Annotated in this window: 25 protein-coding genes; 21 read left to right on the top strand and 4 right to left on the bottom strand. The window is 51.8% G+C overall.

The window, feature by feature from the left end:
* Positions 1-249: 249 nt before the first annotated feature.
* Complete coding sequence (locus EOV40_RS15355) at positions 250-717, bottom strand: hypothetical protein (RefSeq protein WP_244297051.1); 468 nt, start codon at positions 715-717, stop codon at positions 250-252.
* Between the two features lie 217 nt (positions 718-934).
* On the opposite strand from EOV40_RS15355, the gene EOV40_RS12925 reads away from it, so the two are divergent.
* The 21 genes from EOV40_RS12925 (at position 935) to EOV40_RS13025 (ending at position 22,140) form a co-directional block, all read left to right on the top strand.
* Positions 935-1,762, top strand: coding sequence for a helix-turn-helix domain-containing protein (locus EOV40_RS12925; protein ID WP_128106275.1), 828 nt, complete (start codon positions 935-937; stop codon positions 1,760-1,762).
* Between the two features lie 531 nt (positions 1,763-2,293).
* Positions 2,294-3,181, top strand: a complete 888-nt coding sequence (locus EOV40_RS12930; protein WP_128106276.1) for a hypothetical protein — start codon at positions 2,294-2,296, stop codon at positions 3,179-3,181.
* A gap of 134 nt (positions 3,182-3,315) precedes the next feature.
* Complete coding sequence (locus EOV40_RS12935; RefSeq protein WP_128106277.1) at positions 3,316-3,951, top strand: DotI/IcmL/TraM family protein; 636 nt, start codon at positions 3,316-3,318, stop codon at positions 3,949-3,951.
* Between the two features lie 4 nt (positions 3,952-3,955).
* Positions 3,956-4,936, top strand: a complete 981-nt coding sequence (locus EOV40_RS12940; RefSeq protein ID WP_128106278.1) for a DotH/IcmK family type IV secretion protein — start codon at positions 3,956-3,958, stop codon at positions 4,934-4,936.
* Positions 4,936-6,171 (top strand): DotG/IcmE/VirB10 family protein, encoded by a 1,236-nt coding sequence (locus tag EOV40_RS12945; protein WP_128106279.1) that lies wholly within the window; start codon positions 4,936-4,938, stop codon positions 6,169-6,171. The genes EOV40_RS12940 and EOV40_RS12945 overlap by 1 nt, the downstream gene beginning before the upstream one ends.
* A gap of 73 nt (positions 6,172-6,244) precedes the next feature.
* The gene (locus EOV40_RS12950; protein ID WP_128106280.1) at positions 6,245-7,423 is read left to right on the top strand and encodes a hypothetical protein; all 1,179 of its coding nucleotides are present in this window, start codon (positions 6,245-6,247) and stop codon (positions 7,421-7,423) included.
* Positions 7,424-7,433: 10 nt separating this feature from the next.
* Complete coding sequence (locus EOV40_RS12955) at positions 7,434-7,970, top strand: hypothetical protein (RefSeq protein ID WP_086651122.1); 537 nt, start codon at positions 7,434-7,436, stop codon at positions 7,968-7,970.
* Between the two features lie 93 nt (positions 7,971-8,063).
* On the top strand, positions 8,064-8,510 hold the full coding sequence (locus tag EOV40_RS12960; RefSeq protein WP_244297052.1) for a hypothetical protein: 447 nt from the start codon (positions 8,064-8,066) through the stop codon (positions 8,508-8,510).
* Positions 8,511-8,519: 9 nt separating this feature from the next.
* Complete coding sequence (locus tag EOV40_RS12965; protein ID WP_128106281.1) at positions 8,520-9,146, top strand: hypothetical protein; 627 nt, start codon at positions 8,520-8,522, stop codon at positions 9,144-9,146.
* Positions 9,147-9,158: 12 nt separating this feature from the next.
* Positions 9,159-12,242, top strand: a complete 3,084-nt coding sequence (locus EOV40_RS12970; protein ID WP_128106282.1) for an ATP-binding protein — start codon at positions 9,159-9,161, stop codon at positions 12,240-12,242.
* 279 nt (positions 12,243-12,521) lie between these two features.
* A complete protein-coding gene (locus EOV40_RS12975) occupies positions 12,522-12,980 on the top strand; it encodes a DotD/TraH family lipoprotein (RefSeq protein ID WP_128106283.1) in 459 nt (152 codons plus the stop codon).
* On the top strand, positions 12,973-14,007 hold the full coding sequence (locus tag EOV40_RS12980) for a type IV secretory system conjugative DNA transfer family protein (protein ID WP_128106284.1): 1,035 nt from the start codon (positions 12,973-12,975) through the stop codon (positions 14,005-14,007). The genes EOV40_RS12975 and EOV40_RS12980 overlap by 8 nt, the downstream gene beginning before the upstream one ends.
* The gene (locus EOV40_RS12985) at positions 14,004-15,170 is read left to right on the top strand and encodes a type IV pilus twitching motility protein PilT (RefSeq protein ID WP_128106285.1); all 1,167 of its coding nucleotides are present in this window, start codon (positions 14,004-14,006) and stop codon (positions 15,168-15,170) included. Before EOV40_RS12980 ends, EOV40_RS12985 begins: the two co-directional genes overlap by 4 nt.
* Positions 15,170-15,418 carry an IcmT/TraK family protein gene (icmT, locus tag EOV40_RS12990; RefSeq protein WP_086896880.1) on the top strand — a complete coding sequence of 83 codons (249 nt, stop codon included), beginning with the start codon at positions 15,170-15,172 and terminating at the stop codon, positions 15,416-15,418. Before EOV40_RS12985 ends, icmT begins: the two co-directional genes overlap by 1 nt.
* Positions 15,415-15,849, top strand: a complete 435-nt coding sequence (locus EOV40_RS12995; protein ID WP_086651117.1) for a hypothetical protein — start codon at positions 15,415-15,417, stop codon at positions 15,847-15,849. The genes icmT and EOV40_RS12995 overlap by 4 nt, the downstream gene beginning before the upstream one ends.
* A gap of 2 nt (positions 15,850-15,851) precedes the next feature.
* Positions 15,852-16,367, top strand: coding sequence for a lytic transglycosylase domain-containing protein (locus EOV40_RS13000; RefSeq protein ID WP_086651133.1), 516 nt, complete (start codon positions 15,852-15,854; stop codon positions 16,365-16,367).
* Complete coding sequence (locus EOV40_RS13005; RefSeq protein ID WP_086896882.1) at positions 16,364-17,512, top strand: secretion/conjugation apparatus DotM-related subunit; 1,149 nt, start codon at positions 16,364-16,366, stop codon at positions 17,510-17,512. The genes EOV40_RS13000 and EOV40_RS13005 overlap by 4 nt, the downstream gene beginning before the upstream one ends.
* A gap of 312 nt (positions 17,513-17,824) precedes the next feature.
* Complete coding sequence (locus tag EOV40_RS15360) at positions 17,825-18,151, top strand: hypothetical protein (RefSeq protein ID WP_244297053.1); 327 nt, start codon at positions 17,825-17,827, stop codon at positions 18,149-18,151.
* A gap of 1 nt (position 18,152) precedes the next feature.
* Positions 18,153-20,504 carry a type IV secretory system conjugative DNA transfer family protein gene (locus tag EOV40_RS13015; RefSeq protein WP_128106287.1) on the top strand — a complete coding sequence of 784 codons (2,352 nt, stop codon included), beginning with the start codon at positions 18,153-18,155 and terminating at the stop codon, positions 20,502-20,504.
* Positions 20,501-21,814 carry a DUF1173 family protein gene (locus EOV40_RS13020; RefSeq protein ID WP_128106288.1) on the top strand — a complete coding sequence of 438 codons (1,314 nt, stop codon included), beginning with the start codon at positions 20,501-20,503 and terminating at the stop codon, positions 21,812-21,814. The genes EOV40_RS13015 and EOV40_RS13020 overlap by 4 nt, the downstream gene beginning before the upstream one ends.
* Before the next feature lie 146 nt (positions 21,815-21,960).
* Positions 21,961-22,140: a hypothetical protein gene (locus EOV40_RS13025; protein ID WP_128106289.1), complete on the top strand. Its 180-nt coding sequence runs from the start codon at positions 21,961-21,963 to the stop codon at positions 22,138-22,140.
* Positions 22,141-22,156: 16 nt separating this feature from the next.
* Here the strand turns inward: EOV40_RS13025 and EOV40_RS13030 are convergent, their stop codons facing one another.
* The 3 genes from EOV40_RS13030 to EOV40_RS13040 form a co-directional block, all read right to left on the bottom strand.
* Positions 22,157-22,429, bottom strand: coding sequence for a hypothetical protein (locus EOV40_RS13030; RefSeq protein ID WP_128106290.1), 273 nt, complete (start codon positions 22,427-22,429; stop codon positions 22,157-22,159).
* A gap of 66 nt (positions 22,430-22,495) precedes the next feature.
* Complete coding sequence (gene mobF, locus EOV40_RS13035; protein WP_128106291.1) at positions 22,496-25,702, bottom strand: MobF family relaxase; 3,207 nt, start codon at positions 25,700-25,702, stop codon at positions 22,496-22,498.
* On the bottom strand, positions 25,699-26,007 hold the full coding sequence (locus EOV40_RS13040) for a hypothetical protein (protein ID WP_128106292.1): 309 nt from the start codon (positions 26,005-26,007) through the stop codon (positions 25,699-25,701). The genes mobF and EOV40_RS13040 overlap by 4 nt, the downstream gene beginning before the upstream one ends.
* Positions 26,008-26,039: the final 32 nt, after the last annotated feature.

Raw genomic sequence — 26,039 nt, forward strand, 5'->3', positions numbered from 1 at the left:
CGTCAGCTCATCAAGAGCCTGTCTCAGTTCATTCCAGTATTGGGGTGGTATTAACTCTAGCGTTCTGGTCCAGACTAATCGAACTTCGGGGTCCTTTAGACGATGGAGAGTGTAATCAGAACCTTGCTGGGAAATGTCTCGGGCAAGATTTTCAAGAGCCATCAAGACATCGCCGTGTTGCGTTCTGTCTCGATTGCCGTGCGGTGTTGTCGCCTGCGCCATGGGTTACCTCCTGTATTGAGGTAACCGTCAGTGATCATGATGCGACGAAACAGATTTTTTTGTTAGAATTCGGACGGAATTGTGCCCAACGTCGATGGCGTAACCGAGAGGGGCCACAGTAGAAGCCAACACTCTGTTCCATGTATCTCCGCCTGCCCAGTTCACCAGCCGCGAGAGGTCAACATCCGGCGCAGACGTTACTTTCACGTGAGGAGGTACGATCTGTCTTACGGCAAAGTTCAAAGGTACGTGGTGGCCAAAGCCATCAACACGACGAAAATGGTTATGTGTCGATTTAACCGTGACATCCTTTGTAGTCATTTCCGACATTTGCCGGGGTTTATCACTCGATGAAGTATCGTTCAGCTTCAATGCGTCTGCACGTATCGATTGACCAGGTTGAACCAGCTCAAATGCCGCATGATGGAACATGGACAGGTGGTGACCATTGGGGGCGGCTAGGCCGATAGTAAGGCAGATAGTGGGGATAATCATAGGTTTCTCTCCTTTGAAACCATATGAAACCCGTTATGATGCGACCAAAAAGCATATTAAGTCGAGTTAACACTCGATATATAGGTATTGACTGGTATTGACTAGAATGGAGTTTAACGAACGAAAGGACGTTACGCATTAGTAGAAGCACCATGATGAAGGTGCTTTGTCCCCGATCTTATGGCGATCGGGGCGCCTGCCGAGAAAGAGTTATGATATGGCGAAGAAAACGAAAGAGACGCAGGCCAACGCGAAACTGTTTAAAGATGGACTTCTGTACCGTAACATCAGTAGAACTCTAATTGAACAGTGTACACGTATTGGTATTACCACAACGACTTTGTCAAAACTGTCTGGTATCCACTTAAGTACGATCAAGTATTTCAGGACAAGCCAGAGAACAGGTAAACCCTTTTCTGCTGCAACTTTTTTCGGGCTGACAAAAGCATTACAGCTGGATTTTGATCAAGTTCTCCCGCCTCATGGAGGAGCTTTGGTCCCTTTCCCAGAACCTCTAACACAAAAGGATGTTGAAAGTCTTCTAGATGCGGCAAGGTTGTTGGAAACTTCCAAACCAGACCTTCTCAAGTTAATGAGGACATTATCCGACATGGCCAGACCAACAAACCCGGCCATAGATGAAACGACTGCTGTATTCGCTGCCGAAGCCGGATTTAAAGTAGCCCCCCCCGGCTCACTAGAATCCCTTATTATGATAGGGAGACGGGTCCGGAGCCTTAGAATTGTTAGAGGATGGGGCAGAGGAGAACTCAGAACAGCTTCGGGTGTTCCATTTTCATCGGTCTTTGCTATTGAGGCTGGCTTACAAAATCCTTCAATGCAAACGTTATATCAACTTGCTGAAGCGTTAAGCGCGCCTGTTTCATTCTTCTTTAAAACTGACGCTGAAACAGAAAAAGATCAACTTGATTTAGAACGGCGAGCAGCATCAATAATAGCGAGTGGTCAAATCGGGTCAGTCAACGAGATGTTGTCAACGGTAGAATATTTATTTCGTACATCGACTGGTACACCACCTTACTAGCGATAATCAAAACAATAAAATCATTTTCGTCCTGTCAGAAACGTAAAAAATTCTGACAGGATGCTTTAAGAACAACTCATTGCTACAGTTCAGGCCGATTTCATTCATCATGAGCGAGTTACAGGTCATGTTCTGAGAAGTTTGGCGAGATAATTTGGAACGCCCTTTAACATCTCCATAAAATGAATAAGGGTTTAATGCGTTCACTTTTACGTGATTATTTACGCTATTAAATCGCAACTTAAAAATCTGATCCAGTCAACCAGGCTAAAAAACTATAGCGCTCGTGACTGTCATAGAAAAATTATAATCATTTAATATCAGCAACTTAAAATAATGAACACACACGAGCGTTCACCCCGTTTGTTCTTCATCGTCAAATAGATCACCGACTTCACAAACGAAGGAAAGAGATTCCAATACGTTTGTCGCCTCCCGTGGGTTTGTATATCTCCTGATATTTCTGTTGACCTCTTGTGCGGTCGCAGTGCTATCTCGTGTCAATTCATCACATACCGACAGGACACGGCCATGCTTGATTGCGCTGTCATCACAAGAAATGATCGCTTCTGGCTCCCTCAGTCTGTAACCTTACAGATGATCAGAAAGGTTATGCGGCTGACGCGTGATTTTACGCTCACCTCTGAACTGCTTGGGATCACTATTGAGGAGGCGGAAGCCGCGTATGAGGGCTGGAACAAAGCGCCCGTCATGCATGGTTATCGGATACCTGGTCGGGAAAAGGCCTGGCAAAGAGACGAGCTGATTATTCTCGGTCAAATGTGGAACAGAGGCGAACAAGCGGGGGAGATTGCAAAAAGACTGAAGCGCTCCCGTTCGAGTGTTTCTGGCAAACGTCGCTCTTTGGGACTCCCTGCCCGTACACAAGTCTCGCGCGAGACAGCTGAGAAGCATAAAACAGAATTACGAAATAGCGCTCTCAAGTCTAACAAAAAGACAATACTGACATGGGCACAGGCAAGTGTGCTGACACGTACAGAATTGCGCGGTCGGACCTACCGTGTGCGCTGCTGCAGACACCTTGTAACAATCACATGCATGGCAAGATCGGATAAAACGCGCTGGAATGAGGCAGCAAACATTGAATGCGCCAATCGTTATTTTGCGCTTCAAAGCCATCATATCATCGCTAAGGATTTTCTCCTCACATCAGACGCCATCAGGTCTCATGCCAGCCTGGAAGAGTGCATCCCTGAATCCAGACGTAAGAAACTGGATTACTTTATCTACGAAAATGCGATCTCTTATATTCAATCGCGAGGCATTTTCCGTCGGGATTGCAACGTCATGGAAGGGGCACGTTTCTGGACAAATAGCAAATTGCGTCGGATCAGCCGCCGTGCCCGGAACTCCCGCCGTTTGCGTGGTCTCGTAGCCGCATACGATCTAGCAGCATAAAAAAAATCACAGAACTGAAAATAAAAGCATCTGGTCGCATCTAAAACCATCACGCTGTCCTCAGAAACATCTAAGAAGGACAGATCGATGATAGGTCTAAATAGAATTGTCCGCGCCCTTGGGGGGTGGACGCTATGAAAAGTCGGAAACAGGCCATTCTCCGGCGTCTCAGTGACCCGGATTTTCAGGGACGTGTTGTTGAAAGATCATTGTGGGTAAATATTACTCTCAGTGCCCTGCTCTCGGTGTTTGTTGTTCATGATGTTTACGTCTGGGCCAATCCACCACGCCCAAAGTTTTTCTATGTGGATGGACAAAACCCGCCGCGACCGGCAGTGCCGTTGGATAGTCCTATATTGGGTCAGGACCAGCTCCTGTCGTGGGCTGTGCGCTGGGGTATAGCACCCTATAACATCAACTATCGCGACTACCCGTCGCAGCTGAATGTTGCCGGAGCGCATTACACCATTGATGGATGGAACAGTTTTGCACGATCTTTTATTCAGGCAGGTAATCTGGATAAGCTGAAACAGGCAAAATTACTATGCTTCGCGCAGCCAACACGCGCTGCGACCATTCGTGACCAGAAGATTGTGAACGGACGCGCGCATTACGTGGTCCAGTTTCCTTTCATCCAAACCTGCGAGAACGTCAACCAGCAGAATACCCAAACACTGATGGCAACCATGATCATAGATCGTGTTGACGATATGGATCACCCCGATGGGCTGGCCATAAGCCAACTGGTTATCGGGCCGGTGAGGAATTAAGGCCATGAAAATAGTAAAAACTCTCCTCATTCTTCCGTTTGCCCTGTTCCCTATGGGAGCCCACGCTCAGAATGGGCCAGCGAACCAATCGACACAGATCAATAGTTTGCCAGATCAGGATCAATTGGCACGTCAACAGGCTGAACGTGAGGCAATTCCGTTGACACCTGAGGAAATCATGAGGCTTGGCAAGCGGCTGAAGGAGGTCGATCGCGCACAAGAAGCTGTTCAGACCGAGATGGCAACCCCGAACGTAAGACCAGCTATTCGTGTCTCTTTCCAACCAGGCCAACAAACAAGCATCATCTTCACTGCTAAAGGGTATCCAACTGCAATTTCGTTTGTAGACCGCACTGGACAGCCTTGGCCGATTGCGTGGAATCTCGGTAGTATGACGGCCAATCCTTCTGGCGGGACCAATTGTGGTGCGTCTGCCAATGGATCCTCTGAGAAATCTGGCTCTCCGGCAGTGGAAACATCAGGTTTTTACGTTTGCGTCCCATACAAAGGCAGCAATACCATTAACATTCAACCGCTTTCGCTTCAGCCTCGCGGTGGTTTATTGGTTACTCTGAAGGATGCACCAAAACCTATTTCCTTTCTTTTGCTGGCTGGTCGCGGGTCCTATGATGACAACCTGACTGTCCGTGTCGCTGGCGATGGTCCCAACGCAAAAGTTGAAATTGATACCCGACCAGGTGCTCCCGCTACAGGAGACCCCTATCTCAATGCGATGTTAAGCGGCATTGCACCAGCCGCGGCAGTTCCCTTAAGCGTTGAAGGTGTTTCCCCCGACGACGTTCGAGCGTGGAAAATTGGCAACGAAATGTACCTGAGAACCAAGCTCGTTCTTATGACACCTGCATGGGATAGCTCGGAGCATGGTGAAGGTGGTTACACCATCTATGCGTTTCATGAGACGCCCTATGTTCTGCTGTCAGATTCAGGTCGCACCGTTTCGGCCAGTATTCGGGAGGCTCAGTAATGTCTTTCAACTTCAAACAGATCAAATTCAGACACATCCTTAGCCGAGCTGGAGAAGGTGGTAATCGCCGGCTATTCATAATTGGCGGCAGCGTTGTGTCATTAATCATCGTCGTACTGGCCGTAAGTTCCATTCATCACCGGGAAATGCCGCAGTCCAATGCGGGTGTAACGCAAACCATTAACCCGTTGCCTGGTGGCCTCAACGCGACACCAAAACAGGAGCAACTACGACACGACGAGATTGAGGACAGTGCTCGCACTGCCCAAAAGACTGGAAACTCTTACACTCCTGACTTTGCACCAGGAAAGTCAGTAACCCCGCCGGAGCCAATCCATGAAGTGGGAGAGGAAGAGGATCCCTCAATGGCGAAACGCCTGCCCACTCCTCCTGCTCAGGTTGCACCCACGCCCACTCAGGCACCTGTCCAGACTGCGCCCGCCTATGCTGTAGCAACATCATCCGACGGTCAGGGACCCAACCCAGCTATAGCAAAGTATGCGGGCGCCATTAACGCACTCCGAAGTCGTATGGTGGGACACGTTCCTGTCACATCCGTTATGTTCACTCAGGAGGATCTGACGGCTAAAAACGATGCTACCGATAGCAGCAAAAATGACAAGTCATCAACCAGCACTCTTTCTCAGTCTGCAAGCAACTCGGTTGTGTCCAAAAATCATGTGCTGATCCCCGCAGGTCGAGGGATTTATGCTCACACCGTAACCGCGACAAACAGCGATCTGAATGGTGATATTGTACTGGAAGCGGATTCCGGTCCGATTGCGGGCGACAGAATGATAGCTTCCGTCTCACGTGCAGGCGGCCATATGAATCGTTTGGTGCTGTCAGTTAGAACTGTTTACCACAAAGGTGAACCACTTACTGTCACCGGGATGGTCGTAGCACCTAAAACAATGGAGGCAGCTGTTGCGTCGAGCGTTGATCAACTCTACGTCGAACGCTTCCTGCTGCCAGGCGCCGCTGCATTTGTCCAAGGTCTCGGGTCCGCGCTTGAAACAACATCGAATACAGTTGGTTCAATCGGTGGACTGGGTAACGTCAATTACGTCCAACGCCTCAATTTTCCCCAGCAACTTGGTGTCGCGGCCGGACAGGCAGCTAGCCAGGTTAATAGTGCCTTGATGCAACAGATGCCAACGCAGCCTAGAGTTAATATGGCAGCAAATGTCAGTGTTGGTGTCGTGTTTACAACCAACGTTGAAACAAAAAACTAAATCCGTTTTTTTTAAACTCGTCGCATCATGATGCGTGATCCTGTCCCCAGTCTCACCTACAAAGGACAGGATCATGTCAGCAGAACCCCGTCAGACTGCATTTCCGCAGGATGACACCGGAACAATCCGCCACCTACGTCCACAAAATCAACTGCCAGCAGTTGAACCCTCAGAACGAGATCCCTCTGAGAATGTACAAGATCCGATTGCAGACACAGTCACGGACAATTCTGGGCAGGCGGAAGCAAAGAAAAAACTGCCCGATAAACGTCTCCTTATGGGAGGAGCTGCTTCTGGGGCTTTATTGCTACTTTTCGGCGGTTGGTGGGCTTTTCATTCCAGTCCCAGCACCTTGCCGCCAGTTGGACAGGAAGTCGGTATAACCGCCCAAACGCTGCCAGCCCCACCCGTGCAGCAGAAACACCAACCTGACCCACACTCTCAGCCGCCGGTTCATGTACCCAGTCGTCAGGAAATAGCTGAAGCCAAACAGGCTCCACCGACTGATGATCTCAGCGCAATGATCGCGGCCGGATCACATCCGAAAACCGTACAAAACACACCAGCACCGCCCCAGTCGCCTCCCGTACAGTCACGCGAGACAGAACAAGCAGCGGCAGTTGATCCAGTCTCCCCACCACCTCCTTTGACACCACAAACAGCAACGGAGACAGCACGTCACCTGATTGCAGCTCCCATGAGCTCAAAGGATCAGATTGATGTCTTACAATTGGTGACGATGGAAGCAGCCCTCGTCCAAAATACGCGGACAGAAATGCGTTCTCTCCGTCAGGAACTGCAGCAAGAGCGTGCTGAGGCCCAAAAAGCCCGCGCGGATTTTACCCGACGCCTCGCACTGCTTGAAGCCAGAAAAGCTGTCGCAGACGCGACGGATATTCCCAATCAGGCAAGAGAAACCGCCGCTGATCAGGCCAAGCGTGCTTTAGCCGCTGCCATGAATAATCAGCAAAATAGCCCACCACCTCCTTCCGCAAGCCCGACCTCTCTGCCGGAACACCTAACTGCGGTCTCTGAACAACCCCGACCAAACCATAACTGGGTACCGCGCTACCGCATTGTTTCTGCATCTCCCTTATTGGGTATGGTTCAGGATGATAACGCACCATCTGGTGAGCAAAGCCAGTACGAAGTTGAGCCGGGAACAAATTTGCGAGGCTATGGTGTCGTTAAATCTATTTATCAGGCTGGTACCAACTGGGTGATCAAAACTGATCATGGTCTGATTAATTGAGGAGATAGACGTGGAAGGTCTCGTCAATTTCCTAAACGATATTGCCATCGCGGGTTCATGGCTCTTGCCTACGGCGTGCTATATCGCCGCGTGTATGAGCTTTATCTATGCTGTCTGGGGTTTGTGGCAGCAGAGCCAGCCACAAAACCCGTTTGTCGGTAAACCATGGGTCCCCTATGTTGCCCTGGTTTTATCCGGGGCCTTTGCCGCTTTTGACCGCATTCTGACAAAGGCTGCAAAGTCAGCCAAACTGGACATGCAGGTCAGCCTGAACTCATCATCGCCCACGGGCTATACGGGCAACACGTCTCCTATTTCCGGGGCAGGTCCTCATGATGCCATCTTGCAGATTGTTAAGGACTTTTCACTCTTTTTCCAGACATTTGGGGCATGGGTCGCGTTCTTTGCCCTGATTTCCTGGCAAGGAGCGATGACCGGCAAGAACAATCGTACCAAGCTTGGCTTGCTGTGTCAGTTCGCCCTTGGTGTCGTTCTGCTTAACCCGGTCAAAGAAGCGAATTGGTTACTGAGCTACTGGCCACACTGACGGATCAGAAACTCTATTTCTCGTCGCATCATGAACAGATTTAATCGCCATTGGGGCAAAAACCCTTATGTCATGACACTTGGAGTTACTCTTATGAACACTCTTACCGTTAAAAATGAAAAGGCTCCTCAGTCCATCATCGTACGGTCCACCCGTCTGGCCGCTATCAGCGGCACGACATTGATGCTTGCAGCAACCCACGCGATGGCACAGGCCGTCCAACCGACAGGTGATGGTCTCGGCAAGCAGATTCAGAGCATGTCTCAGGAAGGCCTAACGACCGGCGGCACAGTAGCTGCTGCAGTAATGTATGTGCTGGCTTTTGTCTGCTTCATTGCTGGTGTGTGGGCTCTGTGGGAAAGTCGCAATCAGCAGACCCGTAGTCCAGGGAAAATTGGCATGGGAATTGCCGGACTGGTACTCTGCGGTCTGTTTGCGACCGGCCCGAAGTGGATCAATAAAGCTGCCAATACGGCTTCTGGTGGTCAGGCTACAGTGGGCACCAGTGCTCAGGCATACCAGTTCACGGGTGGCAACTGAGGCTTAAAAATGACACAGCCGGTTTTCCGCCTCAGCGTGCAGCCTTACAGAGAAATACCGCCTCTTAAGGCGGAAGCCGGCACCTCGACATGTGCGTGCTGTGGCCTTCCTGACAGTGGGGTGAGTTTTTCCTGGCGAGGAACAGACACACGCATATGCCATGTCTGTAATCTGCTGCAATCACTGAACCGTCCGACAATTGACCGGGAAGCTCTTTTGATCTGGTGTCCAGAACTCGATCAGAGACAGGTTTCCGCCCTCGCAGCACATGCCCATCTTGCCCTCTACCGTGCTAGCGGTCGGAAACCCAGTGCATGGGAACAGAGTGTCACAGTTCTGGCAGAGGGCAGAGAACCCGGAATGCTACCGGCGGTCGGCGTGGCCGCGGCTCAGACACTCCGCACCTTGTTTGCCAGATCAGACGAAGCATTCCGACGATTACAATCATCAGCTCCGTCTCACGTCAGTATTGCTATGCAGATTGCTGATATTTCCAGACAGGATGTGAAAGATGGTTTGGTTTTCTTGCTCGATAACCTGAAACTTTTACCTTTGGGCCGTCTCTATGACGGGCCTGATGACATCTACCCCGATATACTTGAAGCGCGCCTGCGCCTTCTTCCCCACAACTCCTGACAGGTTCAGATAATGGCAGGCTACCTTTCCACTCTCCTTGCAGGCCTCAGCCTGTCTCTTCGGCAACCCCTACAGGCATTCTGTGACGTTGAAACAACGCACGATGATCATCTGGTGACCAAGCGGGGTGAATATATTTCCGTGTTGCGCATTAACGGTTTGCGCCGGATGTGTACCCGACAGGAAATTGCCGAGTTGGCAGAACAACAGCGGATTGAACTGCAGGGAGTGCTTGAAGAAAAAGGACATGCTCTTGTCGGGTGGTACTTATCAGACCCCGACACCGCTCTGCAGGAAATTGATCAGCTTTGCCTCCGATCCTGTCGTGCTATTGCCACCAGGCAGGGGCTTGATCTCAACGATCTACTTGGAGAACGCAGCAAGCGTTGGCCGAATGTCATGCGCTCAGAAGTAGCATATTATGTGCTTTGGACACGCAAAGGATTATTGAGCAGGGAGGAACGTAAGCAAGTTTCAGAAGAACAGGCTGCAACAGCAAATGCTTTTCCAAATATCGGAGATACCCAACGCTTTGCACTACGCAGCGAAATCATGCTGGCACGGCACACTGCTGCTGTCCATCGTATTGAGGGCGCTTTGAATGGTCTGGATATATCCTGCACACTAATCACCCCACACGACGCTCTACGCATCACGCGCGAAATTGTCTATCGTGAAACTGCTGCCTCAAAGTGGAAGCCCTCCCTGATTGGTGACCCACTTATGCCGCGCTTACCTGATGATCCTGATGCAACAGGTCCTTTGCCTGAAGGTGAACTTTGGCCATCAATCCCTGATCAGGTTTTTCATTCAGATGCTGATACAATTGGTGGTCAACTGGTCAATATTGGCGACTATTGTTACGCTCCTGTGGACATGGAACTTGGCCCCGAAGATCCGCGCCCATTTTCGGAATTATCTGCCACCCTCGGTCGGAAGCGTATCCCTTGGCGCAGTGCGATGATTTTGGAAAGCGGTGGGGGAGCCGCCTTCGCCCTAAAGGAGGTCGGCGCAGGATTCCTGGCTATGCTACCGGGGAATGAAGATATCCGACGCTCATTTGCAGCGTTAAGGGCAATGCGGGAAAAGCAGAATCACAATTCGGTCCGCATGCGTATGTCGGCCGCAACATGGGCTCCCATTGGTGAGGATGCCAAACTACGCCGGCAAGCCTCAGCGTTATCACAGGCTATTGAAGGATGGGGCAACTGTAAGACAACACGAGTTAGCGGCGATCCGTTGGAAGCGGCTATGGGTTCGGTGCCAACACTTTCTCTGGGCAGTACGGCTAATCCTTCACTCGCCCCTTTAGGCGATGCTTTTACCATGATGCCTTGGGCGCGGAGCGCATCCCCATGGCAACAGGGAAGTATTCTTTTCCGCAGGCCCGATGGGTCAATCTGGCCATTCGATCCAACTGGTGGCGGCCTGCGAGAAGCGGTGGTTGACATCATTGTTGCTCCCCCTGGTGGGGGGAAGACCGTAATAAGCAACACGATTAATCTTGGCCTTGTTCTGAGTTCAGCCGCACTTTCAGGCAACGGTGCAAAATTACCGTTCATAGGGAAGGTAGATATCGGTCCAGGTGGACAGGGTTTTGTCTCTCTATTGCAAGCGGCTCTTGGTCCAGAACGTGAACACGAAGCCGCTTATCTTAAGATGCAGAAAACCCAAGGATATGAAATCAACGTCTTTGATCTGCAGTTGGGGCTAGAATACCCGCTCCCCCTTGAGCGAGTGTTCCTCGAAAACTTTATTTCACTCCTTGCGACCCCGCTCGGCAAACCGCCGTTTGAAGGGATGGATCATCTTGTCCAGGACGTCATTGATGAAGCTTACAGGCTCTGCACTGACGTCTCAGGAGGAGAACCCAAGCTCTACCGATCTGGGACGGAACCGCTGGTTGATGCTGCAATCCACCATCATAACCTGACACTCCCTCATCACGGGGGAATAGATGATCCGACCTGGTGGCGTGATGTCGTTAACGCCCTGATTGATGTCGGCGACTACCGGACTGCCGGCATCGCTCAGCGTCATGCTGTACCTGTCCTTCAGGATCTTCTGCGTGCTGCACGCACGCCTGAAATCTCAAAGCGGTATGAAAAGATCAAGATTGAAACCGGCGAAAGTCTTATTGACGTTTTTGACCGCTATATCATGAACGTTATTAAGAACTTCCCCACCTTAGCAGCCCCTACACAGCTAGATATGGGTGACGCTCGTGTGATCATGATTGATCTCGCGGAAGTTGCCCCTAAAGGTTCAGCCGCCGCCGATCGTCAAACCGCTTTGATGTATATGCTTGCCAGACACCTCATCGCACGAAACTTTTTCCTTCATCCAGAATATGCCGATGAACCGGTGATGCCTGCGAAAATGAGAGACTATCATCTTGCTCGTTTCACTGAGATGAAAGAGGCCGTTAAACGGCTTGATTACGACGAATGGCATCGTGCTGAATCTGCTCCGCAAGTGGACGCACAGGCAGTACGTGATGCCCGTGAAGGTCGGAAACACGGTGTTCAGCTTGGTTTTATTTCTCAGCGCCCCCGTGATTTCTCCGATGATCTTATGGGACAAAGTACGGGGCGCTGGGTTCTCAAAAAAGGGGACGGGAAAGACGCGGAACAGCTTATTTCTCGCTGGGAATTATCCACAGCCAGTGCTTGGGTTGTCAAACATGCGCTGCCTGGTCCAGGGCGGAATGGCGCACCGTTCTTTTTACAGCTGAATGCTGCTGAAGGGATGTATGAGGTACAACTAATTAATGTTCTTGGTCCTATTGAGCTATGGAGCTTCAGCTCCACCCCAGGCGATACAGCGCTAAGGTCACGACTGTTTAAAGCCATAGGATCACAGATGGCATTGCGGTATCTTGCTGCGGTGTTTCCCGGCGGATCCGCAATGGGCGAAATCACGCGGCGACGCCATTCGCGCATTAACGAGACAGGGTTATCTGCTGAGGAGGCCGAAATAGGCGTGATTGATGATCTCGCGCAGGAAATTCTTGACGGCCGTGGGATAGCCGTTGGCGTTCACGATAGAGTTCGTTCAATGGATGAGGATAGCGATACCCCTATTGCAGCGGAATAGCCTCGACGCACTTTCAAAAATAGCCTCGCATAAACAAACCCCGCCTGAAAAGGCGGGGGTTGCTTCGACCCTCTAGATTTTCTAAGGAAAACAACCTACAGGACTTCCTTTGTAGGATATTCCTGATTTTTTGACAAGCCTATCCTGCGGGGTAGGCTTTTTGTTTTTTTTTGAAACAATTTTTCTCATTCCGGTCAGAATAAATTTTCTAAAGCCTCAATTTTTTTAAACTGGTCGCATCATGAACGGTCATTCTGTTTTTCATAAACGGAGATGACCATGAAAAAGACCTCCTTTGTGTATGCTACCCTCAGTATCGGGCTAACAGCCTGTTCTGGACACATAAAACCCGGCCCTATCGAAACGATTGGTATGGCCAGTCCGGAAGTGGCCTTACAACGTTCCATAGCCTCAACCACGTCGGATCTGCGTGAACTTGGCACGGTCCGTGCCGCACCTGTAGTTCCGGTCACAGACCAATCTAGTACTCCCGATGATATTAACCGTCGAATTTGGTTCGTCTGGAATGGGCCATTAAACGCCGGCATCCGCAAGTTGGGTAAGGAAATCGGTTACACAGTGACCGTATTTGGCAAGAGCCACGATATCACGGTGCAAACAAACAGTGTTGCCCCTGTACTCGATATTCTCCGGTCATTCGGAGACCAGGCCGGAAATGCAGCCACGGTGCAAGTCGATCCTCTCCATCATCAGATCGCGGTGGTGTATCATGATTAAAACACCCTACTTCTCTCTTATGGCCTGCACCATGATGGTCGCTTTCGGGCAACCAGCTTTGGCCGCAGATACCGTCAAAGTTGACGGGCGCGTAATCCCATTCAAATCGAGCACGCCGCCACCAGCAAGGAGCGGCACGCTGGTTCCAATGCCTCAACCCCCGCAACCAGCAGCGGATGATATTGAGCAAGCAGAGCCCGCCTTGGCCAATCCAATCAATAAACCCATTACGGGAGCCCAGGAACTCGACAAGATTGTTGGTGGCGATCGTCCACTCTCATTAGAGGCCCTGCAAAATACTCGCCCTAATGATCTTGAGTCCGATGGATTGAAGCCGGGTCGTAAAGAAGCTCTTCAAGAGGCGGCACATATCTATGGTGCGCAAGGAGGACTTGCCGCACGAAGCTTTGCGATCAACGAAATGCTCCGCCGCTATGAAGACACGCTTGATAGCACTTACGATTTCCGGTCTCTGGTATTGCCCATTGGTGGCGGGCAGACCCTTATGCAACCCCCAATTGTCACCGAAGCCCAAATGGCATTCGCCCTGAACGGCACAGGGCAGGTCGCGCATGAAACCCAATGCGTATTTGAAATCACGAGAGAAGCACAACTGACATCAGCTCCCCCCAACTGGCGAACCTATCTCGTCAGATCGTGGCAGAAACCTCGGCATCCTGCCACTGCGGCTCTACCAATGAACAAAAAGGAGGTTGGTTACTGGAACGACTGGGTCGCAGAAGGCTGGGCTTCCGGAGAAAAACAGGCCTCGGAAATCTTTCTATCCGACCTTTCACGACTTCAGCGCGATATCGTGGGAATGGCGCGTTATCGGGTTCTGCTGGCCAATGGGCGCGTGGAAGAACCTCATGTCGTGTTTGAACAGAAAGCTTCTGTCGGTGGAGGCGACACTCTACACGTAGGTGATCGGGTTGTACGGATCACCAGTCAGCCGGGTCTGCGGGGCCTGCGCCGTAATCGGGGCTATGGCTACAGCGCACCTCTCTACCCGGAGCGTTGCCGATGAATTTCATCATGCCACCTAAAGCTGAACGAGAAACGTGGCCCAATGAAGGACGTCCAGCCTATAGCTGGGTCGTCGAACGTCGCAAACATGCGCCCGGTCTCGATGATCTGCTCAAATGGGCTTATGGCCTTGGAGCCTCTCGCATTGATTTCAAGACAGGTCATCCTGTCACGATCATGGTTCATGGGAAGGTTCTTTTTGCGACACGCCACTCTACGGACGATTTCGCAATATCGGACATTGTCAGCCATATGTATGCGCAGGACGGGATGTCGATGCTGGCCATCTCCCACGATCTCGACAGCGCATATTCAGTATCACTGAACCGTCGTGAAACTCTGCGGTTCCGTGTGAACTTCACCCCTTGTGAGGTCATGCGAGGACAGGGCGTGAATATCGTCATGCGTCCAATTCCTTCCCGTCCGCCCAGTCTGGAATCTCAATTGGTCGAACCTGAAGTTCTGGCCAGTAATGACATCGTATCCGGCATGAAATTGATCGGGGGTGTCACCGGGTCAGGTAAATCGTCACTCGCCTTTGCTTTGGCAGAAGAAAAAGTCATGCGACCTGATGCAAATTGTAACATTGCTACGGGCGAACATCCTATTGAGTTCCTGATGGACTATATCCGATCACCAACAGGATCAAAGATTACCCAGACGCCTATCCATCCCCCGCACATGACATTTGCCAAATTTGTGCGCGGCACAACCCGACGCGAAATGACCGAACTGATTGTCGGCGAGTGCCGCGATAGCGAAACCATGGACGCCGCAATCAACTGCGCCATCACCGGCGGTATTCTTGGCACAACAATCCACGCGGACAATGTGGGACTGATGATGCAGAGGGCCGTATCGCTCTGTGCCCGCGAAGAGCGCGACAACCTTGTCTCTGCCCTCGCTCAGTCAATGCGTTTCTGTCTGAATCAACGTCTTCTTCCACGTAAAGGAGGAGGACGTGTCGCGATCCGTGAATTCCTGACTTTTGATCGCGACCTTCGCTTTAAACTTATGCGCACAGATCCTCAATGCTGGCCTGAGTTCATCAACGATGTGCTGAAAACAGATGGGCAAAGTTTCGCACGCGCCATTGAGGCCCGGCTTGAGCAGGATCTGATCACCGAAGAGGTCGCACTCATGGCACAAAGGAGAGATGACTGATGTGGCGTGGAACCGGATTACCAGTACGATTTCTAATCCTGGATGCCCGGAGCTGTCTGCCTATCTTGCTGGCAGTTTTGCATTGGAGCTGGACGACGCTGATCATTGGCGTGGTGGGAACGGTATTTTTTGGTACGATTTCGTTCCTCGGTCTGACTCTTCCTGCTGCCCTGCGCACTGGCCGCCGGTGGCTCATTGGAAGAAGGCGCACAGCCCGCCCGACATGGAACCGCAGGAGATACTCATGAGCATCTCATTCTCTGCTGTAAGGGTTGATGATGTAGCGCAGTCAGTCATGTCTCTTCTGTCCGAACTTGAGCAACCTGTCATCGTGGTGGATCGCTCGACGGGACAGGAAGCAGCTATCAGTCATGAGGAAATTGCCCGTGCAGATGGCTATCTGCCGGTCATCGTTGTGGCGGCCGAGGCTCTGTGGTTTGACCTGACCGGCACTGGTTTTGGGCTTGATGTACGGGAAAATCCTGAGGCAACACTCGGCTATACTTTGAACAGTATCAGAGCAGGTTCCTGGTCGGTTGTAATGCTTTGCATCATCGACCTTTTTGAGGCTCTTGCCCTGCAGGGTGAGACACTCTGCCTCAATGATCTTGTCGAACTCTGGGGCAATGCGCGGTCGCGGCTGCAGACAGTCCCTGTTGTACTACAGGAAGCAAGCTGATGATGAAACATCTCGCTCATATTGGGTTCACTGCTCTGGGTTTAGTCCTCGCACACCCCTGTTACGCTCAGACAGCCCAGGATGATGCTTTTGTGCAAGGTCAGCGGGTTCAGGCGTGTCTTTCCGCGGCTGCCTCAAACGCCCATGTCCCTTCAGGGGTTCTTCTTGTCCTGCTCTATGTCGAAGACGGACGACCTGGGAAAATCAGTACAAACACAAATGGGACTGTCGATCTCGGGCCAATGCAGGTCAACTCAACATGGGTGCGCAAAGTAGCAGAACATTGGCACAGCACACCTCAGCACACGTATAACGCCTTACGCGATAATGTCTGCGCGAACATCGAAGCAGGAAGCTGGATCCTCGGTCAGGCTCTCGCCGAAACGCATGGTGATCTCTGGCAGGCTGTTGCGTATTACCACTCACATACGCCCCGTTATGGTGAAGCCTATCTGCGGCGATTTTACCATATCGCTACAGACATGATGGTGCGCGCGCGCAAAGGCCATGCATCATGAGTTCCAGCAGCACCCCATGGTCATCCAGCGATGACTACGCCCTGTTTTCTTTAATCGCTATTATCGTAGGTGGCGCCGGACTGTCTTATGTGGTGTGGTCCAATTGGCACGCTGAGATTTCGCTTTTCTATATCCGGCTTCTCGTGTGGCAGATTGATTTTCTCCACTTGCACTCGCTGCCCATCGTTGAGCTCCGTAAACAGCTTGTCGCAGCATCATGGTCTCCGGGTCACGTCAGAGCCATCCAGCTCTGGTATGGGCTGATGATACTTGGTGGTGCCCTACGTTGGCCGGCTGCCATCTTTATCGCGGTTCTGGGTGTAACCTGTATCCTCAGGGCCGCTCCCGGTCGGTTTGCAAAAGCTCTTGATCTGGAAGGTCTGATCGAAGTGCAGGCCCGCATGTTTCCAACCTTACGCGGCTTTGCGGACCGTCGATTGACCAAACTCGTCGCCCCGGCTGCCGGCATGCCTCGTCCAGCCGATCCTGCATTACATGCCCATGAGTGGCGGCAACGGTTTGCGTCAGACCGGAACGGTAAATTCAGCGAGGCAGGGGCCGTCTCGGCGTTTACAGCGCAGTTGGGCAGGCACTGGACAGGACTGGAGGCTGCCACTCCCGTCGAACGTGTGCTGTTTGCCGCCTTCTTTGCGCACTACAATCAGGAACGATCTGAGGCCATGGAACTTCTTGGGCGGCTTTCTGAAAGTCTCAGAAAAAGTGGTCTGGACGGGCCAGAAGGCCCGAAAGAAGCCCTCACTGTTCCCGATGAAATCGTGGCCATAGCTGATGAAAAGCTGAACATTCCCGGTGTTGGTGCAAAAATAGACGCCCTATGCGCCCGCAATGGTTGGACGACAACGGCCCTCATGACGTTGCTGACTGAAGCTCGGCGGAAGGCCGGAGTTCTTGCTCCTCCGGCTTTTGCCATCGTCAAACTGATTGATCGCCCTCTTTGGTATGCCCTGCACTCACTGGGTTTTCCACATGAGCGGCCTGAAGAAGACGTTCACCCCAACCCACGCATTGAAGCTGCTGGTGCCCGTGCTCACTGGGAAGCCGAACGCAAGGCACGGCGTCCAATATACACCCCTGCTGTTTCAGTTGCTGTCGCAACTCTCCAAAAAAACTCCGACAAAGTTTGAAGGACACCCATCATGACGACCATCACAATTGAAACCGAAGGCCAGACCCCTATCGTTATTACTGTGGGCAATGCCGGCTCTACGACTGCGGAAAGACAGCCCCATCTGAGGGATCAACAGCTCCTTTCCATTTCTCCGCCTGCCCCTCTCCCAGAGACTCCCTCAAAAGTCGCAGGAGCACCTTTGGGATGGAAAAATCGTGTGAGAACATACGTGCCAGGCGTAGCAATTGGAGTTCTCGCAGCCATTATCATCATGAATTCCAGAGCGCCCCAGATCCCAACTCCCATGATGCAGGATTCTGGCAGCACCATGCCCCAGCAACCCCTGCTTCCGCCTCTTTCTGGTGGCCCGATTGGAATCGCCTCTCCTTCAGGCGGGTATGGGCCAGACGGCAGTGAACGGCCAAGAAGTGTCAATGAAACCGTCCGAGATACCCAGCGGGCTATCTCTTCAGATCGCATGGGTATGCCTCCACAGGAAGCTGGAGGCCAAGGTGGAGCGCAAAATCAGAGCGGAGCCCCAACGGCAGGTGTCGCTCCCGCAATCAAAGGCGCTCCGGTCGTAGGGATGCCCCAGACGGCAGGATCCGAAAGCAGCGGCAAAGGAAACGCTTCACCATTCGGTTTGGAGCCCTGAGATGGCTAAACGTCAGATTGGTGGTCCACTCGGCCACCAACAAATCAAACGGGGAGCGACTTACCGCGATACGCGCCCCCTGTTCGAGCGTTTTACGGCAGAAATGCGGACCTCTTCATCAGGTTTTGTTATCCTGATCGTGGCCGGATTGAGTTGGTTTGTCCCTGCCCTCATAGGACTGACACTCCCTGTCGTGATCTGTCTGACATGCTGGGTTATCACACGTCGGCCCGTACTCCCCTTCCATTTGCCCCGCTATTCAGGGCTGCCTGATGAACATGATCTTGATCCCAGTACCCGCAAACCAAAAAAAGCAGGCGGTATCATCTATCTCGGCACCGATGCGCATACAGGTCAGCAGCTTTGGTTTTCCTCAGATGCTGGCCGACAGCATGCCGCAATGCCCGGAACAACGGGGGCAGGCAAAACGACATCTGCGCTCTCTCTCATGGCTAATCCCCTCTCGCACGGATCGGGATTTCTGCTCATCGACGGCAAAGGTGACAACACGGTTTACGGCGATGTTGCCGCCCTTCTCAGGCGCTATGGACTGGATGATCAGCTTCTCACGCTCAATCTGCTGACGGCCAGCTCAATCAGGGAATCAAATACGTTTAATCCATTCGCGACGGGAAATGCTGACGCCATCCGCGAAATGCTGGTCAGTCAGTTGGGCGAACCTGTCGCCAATGACGCCAACGGCGTCTTTCGTGATCGTGCAGTCAATCTCATCGGGACTTTAACGCCTGCATTGGTCTGGATGCGGGACCGGCATGGTATCTCAATCAATATCGAGACCATTCGTTTCGCAACAGAACTCCGCTGGCTTGCAACGCTCGCACGCCATAAGATCTTCCTTGTCCGCAACCCCGGTCAGCCACAGCCTATCAAGATTCCCGTCCCTGACATTCCTGACGATGTTCTTTACCCATTTCAGGCTTATTTGGGTGAGCTACCCGGCTACGATATCGGACTTGAGTGGAACCAGCAAAAAGAAAGCCGTCCTTCTGAGCAACATGGTTTCGCAACCATGTATTTCTCTAAAATCTTCACCCAGTTCGCCGTTTCACTTGGCCATATTTTCAAATGCGAAAACGGTGATATCGACATGCGTGATGTGGTGCTGAACCGCCGCGTTCTGGTCGTTATTCTACCATCACTGGAAAACTCGTCTGACACACTGGCCGGCCTTGGTAAGATTATAGTGGCTTCAGTGCGAGCCGTTATGGCGCAACTCTTAGGCGCACGTCTTAACGGGCCTGCATCAGAGATCTTCAAGCTCAAGGCAGGATCAGGGGACGCACCCTATCAATTCTTCTTTGACGAACTCAGCGCCTACGCCACAGACGGCATGGACCGGATGCTTGCTATGGGGCGTGGGCTAAACTGCATGTTCTGGTTGGGCTTTCAGGATCTGCCTGGCCTGACAAGCCGTATAGGTGACAAGGCGTTTACATTGCTCGGCAACGCCAACCTGACCCACGCTATGCGTCTGCAGGATGCTATGCGGACACGTGAATGGATTGAAAAACAGTCCGACCGGGTAGAAGTCACTCAGGCTACACACTTTGAGGGGAATTCAGCAGGCAGTTATCGAGAAGGACGAGGTGCGGAAATCAGGGAGGTCGCCCGCATCCCTTGGGCCGATCTGCAGTCGCTGATTGAAGGTGAGGCCATCACGATGTTCGGCGGCCGTGTCGTCCATTCAAAAACATTCTTTGCCGCGGTAAATGGCCGGAGTGGAGAAATCCGCACGGCACAGCCTGTCATGTTGTCGGCCCCTTTGGTTTTAGACGGGAGCGCACCTGACGATGAAACGCGTGCTGTTTTGGAAACCATAGAGAACGGCAGCTATCGTTCTGAACTCCATGCTCCCGTGAGAGAACCGGCCTTTGAGCGTCTTGTTGCAGAAGTTAAATCTGCTGGCAGCACACCTGCGTCAATTGAAGCTAAATTTCCGCTCATTGCCCAAGCGACAGTCGGGTTGTCCGTGGAGGCAATACCGGGGAATGACAATACCCTGATAAACTTCCCATCCCGGCGGTCGGAAGAGGAAAAGACACCGTTTACGCTCATGCTCCGTGATGCGGCCATGAACCCGAAGCCTGGGTATGAGAAAATACCTTCTCCCCGCCCGCCCCTTGATGGCGTTCTTCTTGGAACACTGGATGCGATTGAACGCGCAATTGATCCCAGACCTGGCATTGGCCGTAAGCAGGCACTTCTGCTGCTTGGGGTACGCGATCGTGTGATCGACGCGCAAAAGCGCTACGAGGATGATATTTCCTCACCAATGGATCACAAGGAACTGGCACGTCAGATACATAAGCTTTCGAAAAGGCTCGTTGCATGAATGATATTGTCGTTCTCCCTGGAGGAGAAAAACTGTCATTGGAATGGAAACTATCCGATCCGGAGCGATTTCAGCGACGCCTCAAGGCAAAGCATGCTGACAATGGCAAAGCAGGACCAGGGAAAAAAGCACATTGCCTCTGTGTCCACCAGGGACGTTATCTGGAACTCCAGATCAGGGAGCTAAAAGAGAGTTACTATTTTGCCTGCATGCCAAATACAACACCATACCACAGACCAACCTGCCCATTTTACAAACCTAACCCCGAACAAAGTGGACAGGCTGCCTATGTGGATGGCGTCATCAAGGATGACACAGAGCACGACGAAGTTAGTGTCAAACTAATTACCTCTTTGAAACGAAACAGCCCTACAAGTTCGGAAACTTCCGCTCTTTCGCCTGCTGGGACACGGTCAGGCGGAAAAACACAGAGACGCATGACCACTCTTGGTTTGCTGCACCTCATATGGGAGCGTGCCGGTCTGCACTACTGGCGGCCACAGTTTGCTGGACACCGTACTGATCCAAAAGCGCTCAGGCGGGCTTACGCAACATCTCGCAACATCAAGGTCCAGCGTGGCATCACGCTGGATCAGGTGCTCTGTCCAGTCGTCTCCGGTGATCAGGGTATTCAGTATTTTACCCAACGAACAATCAAAAACCATTCAGAGAAATTAAGACTGTATGTGATTGGGCGTTTAAGTAGCGCTCAGGTCGATCCTTATGGAAAAGGATACAACATCGAACTGTCTGGAATACGAGATGGATACCGAATGTTCATGTCGATTTCACAGGCCAAATGGGAGCGATTGGAAAAATCGTATTCAAGAGAACTGGTAGAGTTTTCTCGGAATGAGGAAGGGCTTTCAGTTTTTGGGTTATTCCTTGTCACCATAGACCCAATAAAAAAAGGAAAGTATAGTAATTTTAGTACCGCTCAAATCGAAGATGCTGCTCTCATGACAACGACTGAGCAACTTATTCCAGTCGAAAGCCGCTATGAAGCAAAAATTGTGGAGTTATTAGTTCAAAAGGATCGGACCTTTATAAAGCCGCTCCGCTTTGATGCAGCACGAGAGCTTGTCCGGCCTGACTTTATCTTGACTGATATGGGCAAAAAAGAAGGCTACCCAATGGAAGTATTTGGGCTGACGGACGAAAAATATCTCGCACGCAAAGCAGAAAAAGAAAAATATTACGCGCGTGTTTTTGGAGTTGACGGATGGTGGTCATGGGACGCATCCCATAACGCACCCATTCCGCCTTTACCTGAGGTTTCTCTTACTCAGGCTGCCGACCCGATCAGCTGATCGAATAGCATTGAGACGTTGCAGGTTTACCGGACATGTTTTCTACTTCGCATCGATAACGGCCTTTAGACGTCTCAATGATATAAAAGCCTCCAGATGCATCCATCATAGCAGCCTCCACATGACCGTCTTTCAGGAGATCTGACATGGGAGTTGAGACCGGTTCGTTTTTTGTTGGAACTTTTGGTGCTTCCGTTGATTGCTGGTCAGCCATAGCATTAGGCACTGTCGCACAAAACAAGGATGCTAGAGCCAAGGCAACGGGAATATTTTTTTTAAACATACTCAAACCTTTCATGAACCAAAATTGGTTGAGAGTTTTATGAACTCAAACAAGAGCCCCTAAGTCTTATGACTTGACGAACCGGCCACCTGAATCGCGTTTATAATGGACTCACGCGCTCTGGCATCTGCCGCAATATTTGCAAGATCAGCTTGATGATCCAACTCCTCGGGAGTCATATCTCGTCTTGGGAACGCCATAGCCCTAACGGCAGATTGCACAGGTGATGGCGCTACTGATGATGCCGGATCCTCAATGCGAGCAATTCTGCCCACAAGGCCGACGACCAGGCCCACGAACACCATAAAACCGACCAATACCAGAAAGAGCATGAGGGCTTCCTTTATGCTAAGTCTTGAATATCGGCATTACGGCATCCGACGAGCCTGTTGCAAGTTTCAGGACACAGAGGGAGATGACTGGCCAGAAGGCCTCTTTGTCACGATCTTTGCGTATCGTTGACGTATATCTTTTTCCTGTCGGCTCATCACTTCAGGAGCTTGTTCGAGTATTTTTTTCAATTCATTATCAAGCCGACGAATCAAGTCGGCATGAGTTGCGTTAATCTGACGGCCCCTTAGAGCCATCTGGTTCTCACGTCCAATATCCCGGCCCTCAAGACGGGCCTTCTCTACTTTACGGCCGATCTCAATGAGTTCACGGACTCTTTGATCCCGATCCTTTTTCTTCCGATAAGGCAAATCCATACCCAGAGCCTTGTACGGCTTATGCGCCATCTTTTTAGCAACATAATCCCACAACTGGTCACTCGTGATTGGTTCTTGATCTCCCAGAGCGCGGCCGTTGCGAACCGCCTCAAAAGTCGCCCCATCTGAAATCATCGTCCAGGTTGTCCCTCGTGCACGACTTTCCGCCACATAAGTTGTAAACCCCGTCGCCAGATCGGCACCGCGCGGCATGGCATTAATATGTTCATCAGAGGTCAGACCTTGGGCGGCATCAATTGTCATGGCATGACCAAATCCCAACAGAACACGATTTGAGCGAGGATCTGATAGCCTGCGCCATTCCACTTGTGCTTCCTGCCCATCCGCAAGCCTCAATTTCAGCCCTTTGTCAGATGCACTGAGAACCTCACAGATATCTCCGTTATTCCCTACCCAGGTGCGCTTATCTCCAACAAGACCCCAGACCCGACGATACAGGCGCACCTTGTCTCCAACAGCAAGGGCCATGTCATACTCTTCACCACGCTGATCAATGGCTTTGATAATCTTCTGGTCAGCGCCAATATCTCCGCGTTTCTGTAACACCTGACGTACTGCCAGACTGAGATCCGCAGCATCCTTGTTCGTCAGCGCTGACATGGTGATCGTCTTGAATGATCCGTCCGGCTTCGGGCCTTCAGCCTTCAGGGCATCTTTGCGGGACACATAATGTTGTGCGATGGCCTCCAGAACATTCTGATGGTCTCCTGTCACCAGACTGATGCTACCGTCCTGGCGCTTCATCTCGATAGCCTGTCGCACCTCCTCGGTATGAAAACGGTTCCTCACGTCATCATCACGATCCGCGTCTGTCTCTGCTGCAACTGCTTTGCCCTTCGTCTCAAGTGCCTTAAGCTGATCATCGCTTGGTTCTTCTCCACGAAAAAGAGCGGCGATATCACGATTACGCTTCGTTTTTTGGCGTACTGTTGACAGAAGCTCAGCCTGATCATTCGGCTCCAGCACTCTCTTGATTATTTCAAGGGCATCACCAGCCTCGATAGCCTGAGCCTGCTCTCTGTCACCCATCATACGCAGGGTCAGTCCCGTATCACGCTGCAGCTCAAGCAGTCGTAGCATCTGACGCGGCGCGACTTGGCCGACTTCGTCAAGAGCTATGACGGTATGCTCATCCAACGTGAGGTCGCCCCGATCAATACGGGCCAAAAATGGAGAAAGCGCATAGGTTTCCTCAATACCAGCATCTTTCATGGCATCGGCCTGGCGCCACGCATTGGCCACACCAATGATGCGCCGTCCTGATGGGTTGGCCTCGGTATCATTGCGCCATGCGTCCACAAGAGGCTTGAGAAGTGTGGTCTTGCCGGCACCAGCAACCCCCGTAAGCATCGCTATCCTGCCGCTCTGCCCCAAGGTATGAACGGCTTTACGCTGCGCCTGCCCATGCTCCGAGGTAAAGTCCAGACCTGAGCGGGCAATCGCATCCTCAATGGCTTCTTTTCCGAGAGCCCCGCTCCGATCGGATGCAGCACGAGCAATATGAATGGCGAGATCTTCTTCCAGTCTGATTTGCTCAGTATGTGTGACCCTCTCACGCTCTCCTTTCATCTCAATAATGAGTTGTACCTTCTGACCGCGCACCTCAATGCCCCGTTTTTCTGTCAACTCAACCACGGCATCTATGTCAGATATTCCGCCCTCAATACCCGTAGCAATCAGCCCTCGTGCAGCATAAGTCCGCAGTTTCTGGTGGTCGATGACAGCGGCTGTTTCAAACTCCTGACCAAGATGCCTGGCAACGAAACGCCACGCTTGATCAAGCCGCTGATGGCGATCCAGGCCGGTATCAATCTCCGGCCCCATAAGGCTTTGATCTACCCAACCCAACTCCTTAGCCTGACGCTTCCAAATATCGTGGTCGTCAGCGTCCAGATCCTTACCCAATCGGGCGGCCAATCCTGCCATTGAAAGCATTTTCTGCTTTCGTTCGATTGACAATCCCTCCCACTCCAGACCTTGTTCCGAGGCGTAGGACTGAGCAGCTTTCAGGACATTGCGGCGACCTTTGCTGAAAAAATCTGAAATCTCCTGTGGCACGGCAGAGATGACGGTTGCCTGTTCATTGGCGTCATACGTCTGGGCAATGCCAATTTTACGCAATTCCTGAGCAAGGATGGCCTGAAAGTAAGCGCCAAACTCGTGAACACGCGATCGAAGCTGTTTTGTATCCAAAGACCCGACATGACCATCATCTGTGACAACCATGTTAAACATCGTGTTGTGAAAATGGGCATGAGGATCTCCACCAGCCGGCGTGTCAATCAGGTAAGTCTGATTGCTCTCAGGATCTAACGCCTCGACCGTTGGCCGCGCTGTCGTGTGGCGGTATGTTACCCATGCAACATGACCTTCTTCAGCACCGTCCTTCCCGCCCCGGCCGCGTCTGGCCAGTCCCAGTTCACGGGCCACATACCGCATAGTCTCATCGTTAGCGACCTGCATTGCATGCCAGATAGCGGCGCGCTCTGCGTCAGTTTCGGCAAACTCTGCCGCCAGTGTGACGGATTTATGAGGGGCCAGTGTCAGATCATAGGCGCTGATTTTGCGCTGGTGCGCTGACCATTCCTCGCCGTTGTCAGCCCGTTTGGCTTCATAGAGACGGGAAAGCTGCTCTCGGGTGGGAGGTTTGAACCGGTCGATGCCTAACGCCTCAGCAGCCCGCCACGGCATATCTGGACGCCAGGACGCACGACCATCACGACCGGTATAATAATTTGTCAAACGTGCGCCGTCGCTATCAGGCGTCTTTGTCGGATCCAGACGGCAGTCACTCTCCGGATCAGGAATATCCTGTAGGTAATAATTAGAGATGATCTGTCCTCTGCAGGCCGCAGAGATTTTCCGGAAGGTCATCATTCCTCTGCACCTTCTTCTGCCGTTGTATCCGGGTGAGAACGTGGTGTACGTCCTTCAAGAAGATCCAGCGATGCGCCAGTGGTATGGTCAATGCGACGAAGAACGGGTCTTTGGTCAGCTATGAGTGTGACAATGCGCGCCAGCAGATCATCCAGCGATGGTCCCTCGCGTTCTTCTGGGGTCAGCAGTTCGAGTATGAGTGTCTGGCGTTGATGCAGAGCACGCAGGGATTCATGGATCGCATCAAACTGCTCAACAACGTGAGCACGCCATTCTGCTGTTGTTGGTTCTGGTAATTTTGTCATCACATTCTATCCTGCAAACCCTAAATGATGCT

Source organism: Acetobacter oryzoeni (genome assembly GCF_004014775.2).
GTDB lineage: Bacteria > Pseudomonadota > Alphaproteobacteria > Acetobacterales > Acetobacteraceae > Acetobacter > Acetobacter oryzoeni.